The following is a 16,053-nucleotide window of genomic DNA, read 5'->3' on the forward strand; positions in this document are numbered from 1 at the left end:
TGCCACGGAAACGATCGACGGCCTCGTTGAACCGTAAAGATTTGATCATTGCTCAATTTCCCCACTCATACGTTTGGTGTGATCTATCTTGCAGCCGTTTTAATGACCAATCGCATAGTGCAATTGAACGACGCCGCTGCCGAGTGATTTGAAGTTCAACAATTCCACTTCCTTGTATTGGTACTTCTCCGTATCAATCAATAGATTGAGTCCCTTCCCTTCCAATACCGGCGCGACATTGAATATGAGCTCGTCAACAAGCCCTTGACCCAGAAAAGCATTGTGAAGGTCCGCGCCTCCCGAGATGAGGGCGGTTTGATAGCCTTTATCCTGCAGGTAGCTCAGGGCTTCGAGCGGGGAGCCGACAACCGTTACACCGGGAATTTCTTTCACGTTTGCTGATACGACAACGATATCCATGCCGGTAAAAGCTCCCCCGCCTCCGCTCGCCTGCATCCCTTCAAATGTGCGTCTTCCGACAATGAAATTACCAGCTACTTGAGCATGTGCCGCAAAATCGCCGAGAGCTTCCTTTTTTGGGGGATTATTCGGACTCGATTGTGCGTAGTTGCCATTGCCTGTTAGTGTTGCCCATAGAATTGTTTTCATTGGATAGCCTCCTAATAGTCGATGATAATAAACGGTGATTATAGTTCAGCATAGCTTACTTGATTGTCGCGATGTCCGTTCAAGGACTCTGCGGATGGATGCGACCACTCGGTCCGGCCGATCTTCCTGCACGTAGTGGGAGGCATCGTCTAACGACTCGGTTTCGTTCAATTTCAAATAACCTTGCCATTTTGCCATCTCTTCGGGTGGAAAGCCCGCGCTATCCTTCATCCCCCACAGAATCTGTGCTGGTAAATTGGATAGAACCGGAAGTTTCGCCTCTATTTCCTCGAGCCACGGACGCGCTTTTCGGATCTGCCTTGGGAATACCCATGTCGGTTTACGGGATTTTGGGGTTGGGAATGGATCGGTGTAGGCTTTTCTCAAGTCATCCGTGATTTTCTCGGAATGATAGATCCCATGTGGGACAATCTTCTTGGCGAAGAAGTTTCGCCTTGTCTGCAGCCAATATCCGAAGGGCCATCCGCCTATGGCAAACGAGAATAGCTTCATCGCAGGGAGCGTGGCCGGCCATGCCCAGGTATTCATCACGACAACTCCGCGCAGGTTCTCATGGTGCCTTACAGCGTAGTTGAATCCGATCGGGCCTCCCCAATCTTGGACGACTAGTACGAAGTCCTTGAGATCCAGTCGCCGGATGAATTCAGTGACAGCCTCAGAATGCTCTTTCGGCGTATAGCCATAATCGGAAGGAGCTCGTGACATTCCGAGTCCCGGGAAATCTAATGCAATCAGACGGCATTCGCCGCTCAATTCTTTGATGACGTTCCGGTAAAGATACGACCAGGTGGGGTTTCCGTGTAGGAGAAGAATGACAGGCCCGTGACCCTCATCAACGTAATGAATCATGCCATCGCGATAAGACATCCAGTGGTCCCTGAACGGATACTCCGATGCATCTACATCAAACGGTCTTTGCATTTTTTCCTCCAATCTGCCAATTGTTTCAAGCAGCGTTTAAATAGTATGGACTATCAGTCTGAATATTCTGATTATTAAAGTGATTCAAAGTCCTGTTAATATCGATTGAGCGCCCCGGTTGCGCGCACCACACAGGGATTGGTATCGATATGAAGTAGAATTTTGTGTTTCGGCTCTTCAATAAGACTACAGCACTGTGGTATATTTGAAAAGTACTTACAATAAAGTGCAGTAGTTTCAAAAAATGAACTACGGAGGAATCGTCAATGTTGGATCGTTCTTGTATCGAAGCCATTGATCCTTTGCTGGAAATCTTGGATGGTAAGTGGACCCTGCCTCTTCTGCTAGAGTTGTTTGTCGGAACCAAACGATTTGGAGAGCTGCGGCGAAAGCTACACCCGATTAGCCCGAAGACGTTAACGGATCGACTGCGGGTGCTGGAGGAGAAGGGGATTATAACGCGCACGCAGTACCCCGGTGTGCCCTTGCACATCGAATATGAGCTGACTGAGCGAGGGTGGAATCTGCAGCCTATTTTTGCGGCTATGTGGACATGGGTTCAGGAAAATGGCTTAAGTACCGAGCGAGGGACGGAAGAGATGGCATAGGTGTGAATGTAACGAAGCACGGGAGCGCAGACGGTTGGGAGCGGAACAAATGATTGACACGATAGTCTCCGTTCATCTCGAAAATGCGGTAGGCTCTTTCAATTAAGTTAACACTTGAAGAAGTTGCGTTTCTGGAAGAGCGCGGCGATGGAATCGATCCATCGCTTGTTTTCGTTTCTTTCGATAAGCTTAACTATCGGGCAGATTTGTTTAATGTTACAAATTTCCTTATTAAGCCAACAAAATTCCATTACTATTCAATATTACATATGTTAGTCTTCTTAAAAAAGGAGCTAGCATGGAGGGGAAATATGGCTGAAAATAAAAATTATATTCGTTTTATTCGAGAAAAGGTTGGAAAGGATTTAATATTTCTTAATTTTTCCGGAGGTATTATTTACAACGAAAAGAATGAAGTGTTATTGCAAAAACGAGGAGATAGAAATGCATGGGGATTCCCAGGCGGTGCAATGGAACTTGGGGAATCAGCTGAGGAAACAGCAATACGCGAAATTTTTGAAGAAACTGGTCTAACAGTGAACGTTGAACATCTAATCGGTATATATACAAAATATTTCGAAACTTATCCTAACGGCGGAAAAGCTCAGACTATTTCTTTCTTTTTTCAGTGTAAATCAGTTAGTGGCGAGCTAACTGCTGACGGGACAGAAACATTAGAAGTAAGATATTTCTCTATTGAGGATTTACCACCCCTTTTTAACAAACAACATGAAGATGCTTTGAAGGACTGGCTACTCAATAAAATAGGCACTTATAGATAGGTTCGTTCTACACTAGGATGAGAGGAATTTCTTTTTGATTTATCAGGCGTCGAGCGGAAAGGTCAATAAAAGACTAGGTAGAATGGCTTTTGTTGAACTAACTGGGAACGTTAGTTCAATAGCACAGCGGCAGTCTAAGACTTTATTTTCAAGTCCTAGTCTGTCGCTGTTTAATTTTTATGTCCAGAATAATTCTTGATTTTATAAACTGACAACATTTCAATACACAAATCCCGTAACATCAAGGGGGCCAGTCTAACACTATATCTTCTCATGACAGTTGTCTTTGAAGACAGCTTCTTCTTAGCATTACTACTCCGAGTGTTCCAAGCCTCCCACCGGGTTCTGATCTACCGTTTGCAGTAGCCGATATTGTCCAGGCGTACTCCCCATGCGGGATTTGAACAGCTTGCTGAAGTAGCTGACGTTGGCATAGCCGATTTCACGGCATATGTCCTCGAGCGAATATTTTGGCTGTCGCAGCAGCTCACAAGCTCGTTTGATCCGCAAATGAATCAAATGGTCGTTGATCGTTGTACCTGTAGCTTCCTTGAAGATACGGCTCAAAAAGGACGTGCTTCGCTGCACGTGACCGGCAACCGTCTCGATTGTAATGTTGTTATTATAGTTCTTCTCCATAAATTCGGTAGCAAGCTGCAAGGTCATATCATTGAGCTTCAACCGCTTCTCCCGATTATGCGCAATGATTTGGGTGCACATCTCCATCAAGCGTGCTTCCATATCACGAAGCGTCTGGATATCGGACAGCACGAACGGACGATCGCCGAGTACGGCGGTCATATCTCCGCCGGTTTGTACCAGCGTCTTTACAATCTCTCCGCTTAATTGAAAAAAGAGCTGCTGCACGTTGGCTTTCCCCAGTCTGCGGGCGGTCACCTCTTTCGTGATACGACTAATCGTCTCCGCACATTCCTCTTCGTTCAGCTGAAGCAGCGCTTGAAGCAGCTTTGTCTCTAGCTCGTATGGGTAAAAATAGGTCTCTTCATCCTGCTTCCAAGAGCTAACGATCGTATAGGGCACGATTTCGCCTTTGCCGACATACATTTTCAGGCTGAGCGCTTCGACCGATTCTTCGTAGGCGGTTTGGGCCGAAAACACACCCGTATGGATGCGGCTCAGGCCGATCGTTGCAAGGATGTTGTAGCGGCTCTCCATATTTCGTTGTAGTTTTCTCGCAAGCTCAATTGGGAAATCATCCTGGTTGGCAGGCACAGCAACAATGATGATGATGGTGCGTTCATCATCCCTAGCGAAGATTTCACCGTTGATTTCGGGTCCAAGCTCTTCAATTAAGCCATATTGAAATAGATGAAAATGGAGATTGCCAGTTGAATCATTCAGTAGGGATTGTTCCTCCAACTCGATTGTCAGGAGGGCAAATCGTTCGAAATCCAGTTTAAGTCCCAAAAGCTCCGCTGCATCCTTCTCCTGCCCACTGTTCTGCTTAGAAATCGCCCGCCCCTTGATGAGATCACTCAAATATTTCTCCTTAATCGCTGAACGGTTGTCGCCAAGCAAAGTTTCTACTCTTTCCTTCTCGCTAAGGATTGTTTCCCGGCTATGACGAAGCCGTTCGAATGCCTGCTGAATGAAGCTCGCTTCGTCGGCGGCCGGCAGGGAGGTTTCTGAGCTTGCTCGTTCTCCCCCACTAATATAGGTGAGAACGCTTTTGAGCGGCCGGTATAGTCTTTGTGAGATATAAAACAGCAGCAAAATGGCAACGGTGACGTAAAGAACGGAAACGGCAGCGACGATCAGTTTAATCCGGCTCAAGCCCTCAAGCAGGACGGATCGCTTAGTCAAATTGACAAACTTCCAGCCTGTCACATTAGACGTGGTGTAGGTCACGATCCACCGTCGATCGTCGACGTATGAGCCGCTTCCCGGAGCGGACAGCACGCTTTGATCAAACTTCCCGATTAGGGCTGCCGCTTCTTCCGTTTCACTATAGAGAGGCTCGCCTTGTGATCCGAGGACAAGCGTCAGCCCCTTCTTATTATGGTAATGGCTCAAATATTCTTTAAAGAGCAGGTCGAGCTTCAAATTGATCACAATGGCCCCATCAACTGGACCAATGAGCGGCATTTTCTGCATTAAGCTGGTGGCAAGTGTCCCTTTTATCGTATTGCCAGGACGATTGGTAAGCCACAAGGTCCGGTTCGCGGTGTCTTCATTCATTGCCGTCAGCCAAGAACGGTCGGTGAAGGAAGATAAAGGGGACATTTTCATATCGGAACGTGAGGTCAGAATGAGATCGAGTTTATTGTATACGAGATAAATGGAGTCGATATAAGGACTCAGTTTCTGCTGCTCCTCCAGAAATCGTGTCAAGTCAATGAGGGAAGACACACTTAGTTTATCGTTTATTTTGTGATACAGGTAAGATTGGGTCATGACCATGCTGGAGGCGATATTCTGTATCGCATTCAGTTCTTTATGAATCAGTTCCCGCTGCTGCTCCATGATGGATTGATTATATTCAATCGAATTCTGAATGCTCGTATCGGCAGAAATTGTATAGGTAACCGAAGAAATGAGGATGACAGTGACGATGACGATCGCCGTCATGGATAACAGTAGTTTGACGAAGAGAGATCGGTTGCGAATCACTTGAAGACTAGGCATCCAGACCCTCCTTTCGTAGTGTTAGCGTTTTCAATATCAGGTGGATGTCATACTCAGCACCAAGCAAATTATAGCACAGAATGAAATAAGGGGAAGGCGAGAGGCGAAAAACATACGAAAAATCGGATAACATAATGCTATACAAACAGCCACGGAAAGGAAAAACATAACAAAAATCGAATGAGATGATTGTGTAGTTGTGTGCCAACGGATATCGTAAAGGATGTAACCGTTCCCAATTCCCGGCCGGGGTAGAGCGAGTTAAGGAACGGAATTCATGATGTGAAGCAGGGGGAGATTATATTGCCTATCTATAAAATGAAACCAGTCGCACTCACCGTCTTAGCAGCTAGCATGGCCGCAAGCGTACTTAGCGGATGTTCCGCAGAAAAGAAAACAACTTCCGAATCGAGTCAACCGAGTAGTACTGCTGCTGCAAAGCCAATTGAAATTACGTGGGGCATTCAATTCCAAGCGCCGGCGGTCGTTGCCGATACGCCTGTGCAGAAATGGCTTGAACAGAAATTCAATATCAAAATCAAACCGGTCAAAGTGACCGATGCCAGTATCGCTTCCGGTGACGTACCGGATGTGTTCATGCTGGGTGATCCATCCAATGTCTCTGCCTACCAAGCGCAAGGTGTTCTGATGGACCTGGATACCAATATGGTGAAAGAGAAAATGCCTGAATACTATAAAGATGTTGAACAGTCGAAGGCGCTGTTCCAGACGGTAACGTTTAGCAACAAGCTATGGGCAGTCCCGATGTTTATCGATTTGAAACCTTATGACCTTACCATGTTATGGCGCAAAGACTGGCTAGACAAAGTCGGTATCACGAAGCTTCCAGAGACACTGGATGAATTCGAGCAGGCGGCTTATGCTTTCGCGAAGAAAGACCCAGATGGCAACGGTAAGAACGATACCTACGGCTTGACCGGTACGGCGACGTCGACTTGGTCAACGGGCTTTTACTCCATATTTGGCGCTTTTGGTGTACAACCAACCATGTGGCATGAAAAACAAGGACAGATTATGAACGGTTCCATTATGCCAGAAGCAAAGGCTGCTCTTGAGAAATTGCGCAAATGGTATGCAGACGGCGTGATCGATCCTGAATATATTACGGATACACAAGATTCGTACCGCAAGAAACTGTATAACAGTCGGATTGGTGTGATTGAGGAGCAAGTCGGAAAAGCAGCGCTCGCCGATGGTGCGACAATTATTGCGATGAAAGACATCAATCCGAGTGCAAAGCTCCAACTGGGTAAAAATCCGAAAGGACCTGGCGGCAGCGGCAGCTGGGATTGGGGAGTAAAAAGTAATTACATTGTGCTTGGCAACAAGGTGAAGAATGACCCAGCTAAACTAAACAAAATTTTTGAAATATTGCGTGCAGAAAGCAATGACGAAGAAACGATCAACATGACGAGCTTGGGTGTCAAAGGTACCCAATGGGATTTTGTAGCAAGCGGAGCGACTTCTGGCGCAACGAAAGTCTTAACGGGCTTTGAAAAGCAGGAACAACGTGATGCTGTTGGCATTCGATTGTTCTCGCTTGGTAATATCACGACTCGGGCCTATCGAGATAAATATTCCAATCCGCAGATGAACGAAGCCGTTCGTACGTACTCTTCTGCGCCGAACCAGACGGATGCACTGTTGTTCGCTGCGCTTCCGTCAGATGGAAAGTATAAAAAAGACTTGACGGCACTGACGCAGAAATATTTTGCTCAAATTATTAGTGGAGAATTGCCGCTTAGTGATTTCGATAAGTATGTGGCGGAGTGGAAAGCTAAGGGTGGAGACGAGCTGACCAAGGAAGCCAACGACATGTACCAGAAGCAATTTAAAAAATAATCAGCTTGAGAAGCGAATCCGCATCCCCGGTAAGCAAGCCGTTTGCCGCTGCCGGGGGAGGAGACGCAACTGGCCCTGAGGAAGTGCAAAGACATGAAGATGATTTTGAAGAATAGGGAGCTATTTGCGCTCTATCTGTTTGCTTTTGCCTTTTTTCTCGTATTCAAATATGGCCCGATCTACGGGGTACTCATCGCATTCAAGGATTTTCGCGTTATCGATGGGATATGGGGCAGTCCTTGGGTAGGCTTTAAGCATTTCGAGGCGCTGTTTCATTCAGCCGATTTCTATCGGTTGCTGAGTAATACGCTGCTGCTGAATCTGTACTTGCTGCTGTTCGCCTTTCCCGCACCGATCGTGCTGGCGCTTCTGCTTAATGAGATCAGATCCCGCTTTTTTCAGCGCTTCGTGCAGATGACGATGTATTTGCCGCATTTCGTTTCGTGGGTCATCATGTCCGGTCTCGTCATCTATTTCCTGTCGCCGACAACGGGCGTCGTGGCTGAGATCGTCGGTTGGTTCGGTGGCAAACCGGTATTTTACATGGGCCATAAGGAATATTTTCGCTCCATTGTGGTGGGTTCGGCCATTTTGAAGGATATCGGCTGGGGCTCCATTATTTACTTTGCTGCACTGTCGGGTATTAATCCGGAACTGCATGAGTCGGCAACCATGGATGGCGCGAATCGCTGGCAGCGTTTGTTTCATATTAATATTCCGTCGATTATGCCAACGATAGCGATAATGTTTATTCTCAGCCTAGGCGGCTTCTTGAGCGCGAACTTTGAACAAATTATCAACTTGCTTAATCCTGTCACTTTTGATACTGGCGATGTGATTGATACTTACGTCTATCGCGTAGGACTACAGCAATTTCAATACAGTTATACGGCTGCGATTGGCTTGTTCAAGTCGCTGGTAGGATTGCTGCTAATTCTGGGGGCTAACTTCACGGTGCGCAGATTAAGCAAGGGAGAGAGCGGCTTATGGTAGGAGGATTCGCAACATGAGAAATAGAAACTGGCAGGATCGCTTAAGCGTCAGCATCATTTATATCATACTTGGCGTGCTCGCCATTATTGTCGTCTACCCCTTTATTCACGTGCTTTCAGTATCGCTAAGCGGGAGGGGAGAGGCGCTCCGCAATGGCTTTCACTGGTTTCCGAGGGATCTGACCTTGACACCATACAAGGAATTACTGACCTATCCGTTCATCTGGAAAGGGTACAGCAATACGTTGTTTCGGATGGTTGTCGGCACAGCGCTTACCCTAATCGTAACCGTTTGTGCAGCCTATCCGCTGTCTCGCAATGAAATGCCATGGAAGCGGGTACTGGTATTGCTTCTGCTTTTCACAATGATCTTCGATGGTGGGATCGTGCCGAACTATCTCCTTATAAAGGAGCTGCATTTGCTGAATACGCGGTGGGTTTACGTGCTGCCGCATGCGGCGAACGCGTTTCAAGTGCTAGTCATGATTTCATTCTTCCGCTCGATTCCGGATGCGCTGATTGAGGCGGCACGGATTGACGGAGCACGTGATCTGCGTATTCTTACTCGCATTATTTTGCCACTGTCAGTCCCTGTTTTGGTTACGATTGGCCTCTGGTCGCTTGTGTATCACATTAATGCCTTTATGGACAATTTGCTGTATGTGACCGATCAATCCAAATTCGTGTTGCAGCAGATTGTCCGGCAAATTCTGATTGAGAACAGGCTCGATCCGTTTACGACGGCTGTGAATGAAATTCCGCCTGCGCCAGAGAGTTTGAAGATGGCAGCGGTCATCGTATCCGCCCTTCCAGTGTTGGTGATGTATCCTTTCCTGCTTCGTTATTTCGAGAAAGGTACAATGATTGGTTCGGTGAAAGGATAGCGCAGTCCTGAATACGTCTCTCCAGTGACAAGTAAAATTTATTTTGTGAAGGGATGTAGAGATATGCTTAGAAAAAAAGCAATTATTCTCGCGATCACTGCCATGATGTTGAATCTGTTCGTTTTACCTGCCGTTCAGGCCGAATCCGGATTACCGGAAACGGCCTTCTATGTGGCCACAGATGGAAGCGATTCCAATGGGGGCGGAATCGATGAGCCTTTTCAAACACTAGAAAAGGCTCGAGATGCAGTTCGTCAGTTGAAGAGCACTTCCGGCTTGCCGGATGGCGGTGTGACCGTTTATTTGCGGGGCGGCACGTATAATCGAACATCCAGCTTCCAGATCGAGCAGCAGGACTCCGGTACGGCTGACAGTCCGATCACGTACAAAGCCTATCCGAACGAGAAGGTAAGTCTGTCCGGTGGTCAATCGCTCGACAAGATTTGGTTTACGCAAGTTACCAACCCGGCGATTCTGCAGCGGATCATTAGTGCCGATGCCCGTACCAAAGTACTGCAGGTTGATCTGAGTAGTCACGGCATTTCGGATTACGGCGTGATGAGCCGACACGGTTACTATAAGGCCAACGATGTCAGTCAGGTTCCACCGATGGAGCTGTACGTGGCAGGTGAAGGTATGACACTTGCGCGCTGGCCGAATAGCGGCACGGTGCAAATGGGTGACATTATTGATGCAGGGCCGACACGCAAGGATTCTGATCTGCAGGATCGAGGAGGGACGTTCAGTTACACGTACGACAGGCCGCAATACTGGACGAATGCCGACGACATTTGGCTGGATGGTATTTTCGGTTACAGCTGGGAATGGTCGTATAACAAAATCGCTTCGATTGATACATTAAATAAGCAGATTACATTGCGCTACGGTGAAATGAGCGGCCTGTTCAAGAACTGGTATCCGGATTTCCATTTCGCGCAAAATTTGCTCGAGGAGATCGATATGCCCGGCGAATACTACATTGACCGTACGCAGGGGGTCTTGTACTTCATGCCGACAGCATCGTTTGAAGAGGAGCATCCCGAGATAACCGTTACGATGCTGAAAACACCGATGATTAATTCGGTAGGGGCATCTTATGTTACATTCGAGGATCTGACTTTGGAGAATGGGCGCGATTCGGCTGTGGTGATTATGGGTGGTGATCATGTGCTGCTATCCCATTGTGAAATCCGCAACTTTACAAACGGCGGTGTGCAGATTAATACGCCAAGCCGGTGGTTATACAATGATTTCGCGACAGCGACGGGGGTGAATCACGGAATAACAAACAGTCACATCCATCATATCGGCGGGACAGCGGTCACTTTGAACGGAGGCAGCCGTGTCACGCTGGAGCCGGGTAACAACTATGTGGAAAATTCTCATATCCATGATTTTGCTTATTATCACAAGGCGTACAATCCTAGCGTCATTCTGACCGGTGTCGGCAACCGTGTGTCACACAATGAAATTCACGATGCGCCGCATCCCGGTATTCTAATCTTTGGCAACGACCACTTAGTGGATTCCAACAACATTTATGATGTATGTAAAATGTTCTCCGACCTCGGAGCCATTTATATGAACGCAGGCGAGACACCGCAACAGCGAGGGACCGTCATTCGAGGGAATTATTTTCATAATATTGGTGAATCCAAAGCTGGGGTAGAAGGCGTTTATCCAGACAATTTCACAATGGGGCTGACGATTGAAGATAATATTTTCTACAAAATGGGCAATTCCGCAATTAAAAATAACGGTGGGGCGCACATCAAGACTCGGAATAATCTGTTTATCGATAGTGAAGTACCTTATGATTATGCCGACATCTATCTAGGTGACGCACCAGATAAGCAGATCCCGAAGAACTACATGCCGAAATGGCAGACGTTGTTTGCCCAAAATAATAATTTTGTAGGGACGCCGTATTTGGTCAAATATCCGGAGCTCGCGGACTTCTTTACGGAAAATCGCTATTATCCGACAACGAATACCTTACAGAACAATGTGATATATAACCCTACCAGGGCCCGCAGCAGCATAACTAATGCGCAAGGGGCTTACGATAAGTTTAATCTGCTGCAGTATGCGAATAACTGGGTGACGAACAGCGATCCTGGCTTTGTGAATCTGGCGGCTGGCGATCTCAATCTAAAAAGCGATGCCGCAGTTTTCCAACAAATACCTGGCTTCCATCCGATTCCTTTTGACGACATAGGGATTATTGGCAAAGCGGGACCGTATCTGGCGCCAGATACCATTCCAGTACAAGGTGTTCGTGCCTATGATGCAAACGTGACGATTGGAATTGGTAAAGCATATGAGCTGCACACGGCCGTGTTACCTTGGGACGCCACGAATCCAAAGCTGTTATTTACGTCCAGCGATCCGAGTGTTGTCAAAGTGGACAGCAAAGGAACGATGAAGGGGGCGGCTATCGGCCAAGCAGTCATCACAGTCACTTCAGCAGAAAACCCGCTGCTTCAAGATGAAGTCATGATTAACGTCGAGATCGGAGACGGTATTTATGAATATACCGATTTTGAGACGGGGCGAAATAGCTGGCCGGTGGATCCGAATCGGTCCGTCATAGAAATGGCTGGCAATCATATGTATAAAGTGCTGAAAGGCGCAACGGCAGTTTCGCCGAACGAATATACCAATTACGAACTGACATTCAAGATGAAGACGCCACCAACCATGCCAAGCCTAGGCACGATTTATTTCTTCGACAGGCTAGGTTCGAACGGCGGGGGCCGCATCGGTTACCGCAAGCTTGAAGACGGTACGTCCAAATGGCTTCTCTATAATAAGGCCTGGGGGACCGTTAAGGAAGTGAACCTGCCATACTCAGATTTGGCACCGGATACCGAGTATAGCGTCAAGTTGCTTGTAAAAGGTGCTGACATCAGCCTCTATGTGGGTGGCGTGCTGAAGCTGAAGGCGACGGATGCGACGTATAATCCATCCGGTACGGTCGGCTTTTATGCAGGCGGCTTTGATTATCTATTGTTCGACGACATCAAGCTGTCGGTGCCAAACACGAAGGTTGCTGGGTTGCTGCTGAATCGAACCAGCGCGAATATCGGAGCGGATGAACAGCTGAATCTACAAGTGAGCTTTGATCCTTCAGATAGCGTTAATCACGATGTTATATGGACATCGAGCAATCCAGAGGTAGCCGTTGTCGATGGAAACGGCTTGGTTACCGCCGTCGGATCTGGTGAGACGGACATTACCGTAACGTCGGTCGAGACGCCTGAAGCGTCAGCGACAAGTCACATCATCGTGTCGGATGTTCTGCTGAAGACGGATTTTGAATCCGGCGGAGGCGGCTGGCCAGTAGATCCGAATCGTAGCATTATAACCGTGAATGGCGACCATAAGTATCGGCTTTTGAAAGGGGCGTCTGCCACATCTCCGCGTTCGTTCACGAACTACGATTTGACGTTCAAACTGAAGACACCGGCCACGATCCCGAGTGCAGCGACGTTTTATATATTTGATCGCTTGGTTTCCGGCAGCGGAGACCGAATCGGGTACCGTAAGACGGTGGACGGAGCGTCGCAATGGATTCTTTATAACGGTTCATGGGCGACTGTGAAACAGTCCAACTTGAACTATGAGGATTTGGCTCCGAATACGGAGTATACCCTTGAGCTAATCGTGAACGGCGCGAATATCTCTCTATTCGTCAATGGGGTGCTCAAGTTAAAAGCTTCCGATCCAGCGCACAATTTGACCGGAACGATTGGGTTCTATGCAGGCGGTTTCGATAATCTGCAGTTTGACGACATCGTGGTCACGCAGCTTCGCAAACCGATCACGGAAGCAACTATCGCTCCTACTCAGCCAGATGGAGCCAATAACTGGTTCGTGCATCCGATTACGATTCAGTTGGGTCGAGGCGAAGGATCGTCCACTTTGTCACAAACGAACTACAGTCTGGACGGTGGAGCGAATTGGAGCGTGTATACATCGCCACTTACGCTTGACCAGGATAACGGAGCGATTGAGTTCCGATACCGTTCAACCGATCTGGCAGCAAATATGGAGACTGCGAAGGCGATCACGCTTCATCTTGACCAGACAGCGCCAATAACAACGTCTGTGCTGTCACCGGCGCAGCCGGACGGACCGAATGGATGGTACGTCCATCCGGTTACCCTGACATTGTCAGCGTCTGACGCGACTTCTGGCGTGACGAGTACTGTGTATAGTGAAAATGGAGGAGCGACTTGGCAGCCCTATCTGACTCCGATTGTAATCAACACGGATGGCATCCACGCTATTTCTTATCGTTCTACCGATCAAGCAGGGAACGAGGAGGCCGTTCAAACGGTAAGTGTTCAGCTAGATATGTCGGCTCCGGTTATCGCCGTTTCTACGCCAAGCGCGAATCAGGCGTTGAGTGCCAGTGAAGTGCTTATACCTCAACTTACGCTTACCGACTCCTTGTCCGGTGTAGATCAGTCCAAGACGAAGTTATGGCTTGACGATCAGCAAGTCTATGAGGGGAATCAGATTCCACTGTATACGCTCCCTCTTGGGATGCATGCGCTTCTCGTGAAGGGGGTTGATACAGTAGGGAACGAACGGAGTGTTACTGTCACGTTCCAAACCTATGCTGACATCCAATCGCTGCAGTCGCTAATTACTAAGTTTACAGCCATGTCATGGATTGATAATAAGGGAATCGAGAACAGTCTGGTAGAAAAGCTGCAGCATAGCAAGTTGAATGCATTTCTTCACGAAGTAGAAGCACAAAGTGGCAAGCATATCACATCCGTTGCTGCGCAGATACTCCTCAGGGTTGCGAGTGTCTTGCAGTAGACGTTAAGCCAAGAAGGAGAACAACATGATTTCGTTCCATCAGTTAAGAGAAGCGATATTAGCCGTGCAAGAAAGGCCAACAACGCTGATAGGCGGGGCTTGGACACCGGCGAAAAGAAAGGAATTGCTGGAAGCTCCGCACTTAGCAGGATTGATAGAGGAAATGTATGAGGAAGCGGAGAGGGCCAGGCGTGAGCCTGTTCCTCTCCTGTCTTTTGCGGATTTCCAGGCATTTCATTCATCAGGAACTCGTAAGGAATTCGAAAAGCCGTATTTTGAGCGAAGAGGGCGCTTGCTTGCTCTTGCCTTGACGATGGCACTTGATAATAGCGATACGTATAAAATGACGTTGGAAAATCTAATCTGGGAAATTTGTAATGAATATGCCTGGGCTGTACCAGCGCATCTACCAGATACAATAGAGAAAGTGTTGACGGCGCGTGTTCCTCCGAACCGCTATGTGGACTTGTTCGCCGCTGAAACGGCGCATGCTTTGGCAGAGGTGTTGTATCTCGTCGGGAACCGCTTGAATGACTGGGTAACGATCCGGGTGAAGCAAGAAATTGAGCATCGTGTGTTCCAGCCCGTGTTTGAAAGTGCTCATCATTTCATTTGGACTTCAAAGACGAACAATTGGTCGGCCGTATGCAGCGGTGCTGTCGGTATGGCGGCGCTGTTGCTGATCGATGATCAGGAGCGGCTCGCAGGTATGCAGGACAGGGTAGTGAGCGCCATGGAAAGCTTCCTTGCGGGATATGGAAATGACGGCTGCTGTCCGGAGGGGCTCGGATACTGGCGGTACGGTTTTGGTTATTTTGTTTATTGGGTTGAGATGCTTTATGAGTTTACTAACGGGACGATAGATTTGTTAAATCAGGACAAGATCAAAAGGATTGCCGAATTCCCGGCAGCCGTTTCACTCAGCGATTCTTCCTGCATCAATTATTCGGATTGCAGGCCAACCTTCAGACCGGCTACTGGACTGATCAGTCGTTTGTGCCGCAGACTCGGCATCGCTCCACCGAAAATGACGTGTGTGCCTTCGTTTCATGAAGATCATTGCTATCGCTGGCCGTTCACTTTCCGCAACATGATGTGGACAGAGACGCAATGGCTGCATGCTCCAGGAGCGGATGGGACCTTTTACTTTGCCAGTACAGATTGGCTGGTGGATAAGCGCGAAACCTCGAAGGGTTTGCTTGCCTTCTCGGCCAAAGGAGGTCATAACAACGAGCCTCACAACCATAATGACCTCGGGCATTTTATCATCCATATCGCGGGCGATACGCTGTTGGCAGATCTCGGAATGGGGGTGTACACCCGCGAATACTTCGGGAAAGAACGCTATGACCACCTGCACGCATCTTCAGGGGGTCACTCGGTTCCTATTATCAATGGAGAACAACAGGCAGCTGGTGAAGCATACAGGGCAATCGTCACGAGAAACGAAATGGATCATGGCTCCGTCAGGTTTGAACTGGATTTGACGCATGCCTATAGACCCGAGGCACGGATCCATCTGTTCCACCGGTCCTTCGAGTGGAAGGTTTGCCAAGAAGAGGCCAGCGCAAGGTTAACGTTAACGGATCATTTCGTGTTTAATGAGGGGACTGTAGAGTCAGAACGGAGCATAACGGAGCATTTCATCAGTTTCCATAAACCTGATATCAGCGGTGGCGAGGTAACCTGGCTGGGAGAGAAGGGAAACGTCGTTTTACGATTTGAACCGCTAGAGCTGTCGGCGCATGTGGAAACCGTAGAGATACCAAGTCGTGATACTCATCCATTGACGGTATATCGCTTATATCTTCACGCTGGGCAGTTAGCCCAGACGTATACATGCAGGTTAGTCCTGTCATGTTGTTGTATACACTGAACCCGTTCAATTAAGCGT

At 48.0% G+C, this 16,053-nt stretch carries 10 protein-coding genes; 7 read left to right on the forward strand and 3 right to left on the reverse strand.

Going from position 1 to position 16,053, the window contains the following annotated elements; genetic code table 11:
* Nucleotides 1-99 precede the first annotated feature (99 nt).
* Complete coding sequence (locus tag ASL11_RS02315) at nt 100-609, reverse strand: dihydrofolate reductase family protein (protein ID WP_056609213.1); 510 nt, start codon at nt 607-609, stop codon at nt 100-102.
* A gap of 45 nt (nt 610-654) precedes the next feature.
* Complete coding sequence (locus ASL11_RS02320; protein ID WP_056609216.1) at nt 655-1,551, reverse strand: alpha/beta fold hydrolase; 897 nt, start codon at nt 1,549-1,551, stop codon at nt 655-657.
* Between the two features lie 266 nt (nt 1,552-1,817).
* Here ASL11_RS02320 and ASL11_RS02325 point away from each other — a divergent pair, with 266 nt between their 5' ends.
* Both ASL11_RS02325 and ASL11_RS02330 read left to right on the forward strand, forming a co-directional pair.
* A complete protein-coding gene (locus ASL11_RS02325) occupies nt 1,818-2,159 on the forward strand; it encodes a winged helix-turn-helix transcriptional regulator (RefSeq protein ID WP_056609218.1) in 342 nt (113 codons plus the stop codon).
* Nucleotides 2,160-2,470: 311 nt separating this feature from the next.
* Entirely contained in the window at nt 2,471-2,941 is a 471-nt protein-coding gene (locus ASL11_RS02330) for an NUDIX hydrolase (protein WP_056609220.1), read from the forward strand.
* 312 nt (nt 2,942-3,253) lie between these two features.
* On the opposite strand, the gene ASL11_RS02335 is transcribed toward ASL11_RS02330, so the two are convergent.
* Entirely contained in the window at nt 3,254-5,587 is a 2,334-nt protein-coding gene (locus tag ASL11_RS02335; RefSeq protein ID WP_056609222.1) for a helix-turn-helix domain-containing protein, read from the reverse strand.
* A gap of 303 nt (nt 5,588-5,890) precedes the next feature.
* Between ASL11_RS02335 and ASL11_RS02340 the strand changes: the two genes are divergently transcribed.
* The 5 genes from ASL11_RS02340 (at nt 5,891) to ASL11_RS02360 (ending at nt 16,035) form a co-directional block, all read left to right on the forward strand.
* Nucleotides 5,891-7,450, forward strand: coding sequence for an extracellular solute-binding protein (locus ASL11_RS02340; protein ID WP_056609225.1), 1,560 nt, complete (start codon nt 5,891-5,893; stop codon nt 7,448-7,450).
* A 93-nt stretch (nt 7,451-7,543) separates the two neighbouring features.
* Complete coding sequence (locus ASL11_RS02345) at nt 7,544-8,443, forward strand: ABC transporter permease (protein WP_056609227.1); 900 nt, start codon at nt 7,544-7,546, stop codon at nt 8,441-8,443.
* Nucleotides 8,444-8,456: 13 nt separating this feature from the next.
* Nucleotides 8,457-9,326 carry a carbohydrate ABC transporter permease gene (locus ASL11_RS02350; RefSeq protein WP_056609229.1) on the forward strand — a complete coding sequence of 290 codons (870 nt, stop codon included), beginning with the start codon at nt 8,457-8,459 and terminating at the stop codon, nt 9,324-9,326.
* 63 nt (nt 9,327-9,389) lie between these two features.
* Nucleotides 9,390-14,159, forward strand: a complete 4,770-nt coding sequence (locus tag ASL11_RS02355) for an OmpL47-type beta-barrel domain-containing protein (RefSeq protein ID WP_063795442.1) — start codon at nt 9,390-9,392, stop codon at nt 14,157-14,159.
* A 25-nt stretch (nt 14,160-14,184) separates the two neighbouring features.
* Complete coding sequence (locus ASL11_RS02360; protein WP_056609231.1) at nt 14,185-16,035, forward strand: heparinase II/III family protein; 1,851 nt, start codon at nt 14,185-14,187, stop codon at nt 16,033-16,035.
* The last annotated feature ends 18 nt before the right edge of the window (nt 16,036-16,053 follow it).

The organism is Paenibacillus sp. Soil750 (assembly GCF_001428045.1).
Classification (GTDB): Bacteria; Bacillota; Bacilli; order Paenibacillales; family NBRC-103111; genus Paenibacillus_E; species Paenibacillus_E allorhizoplanae.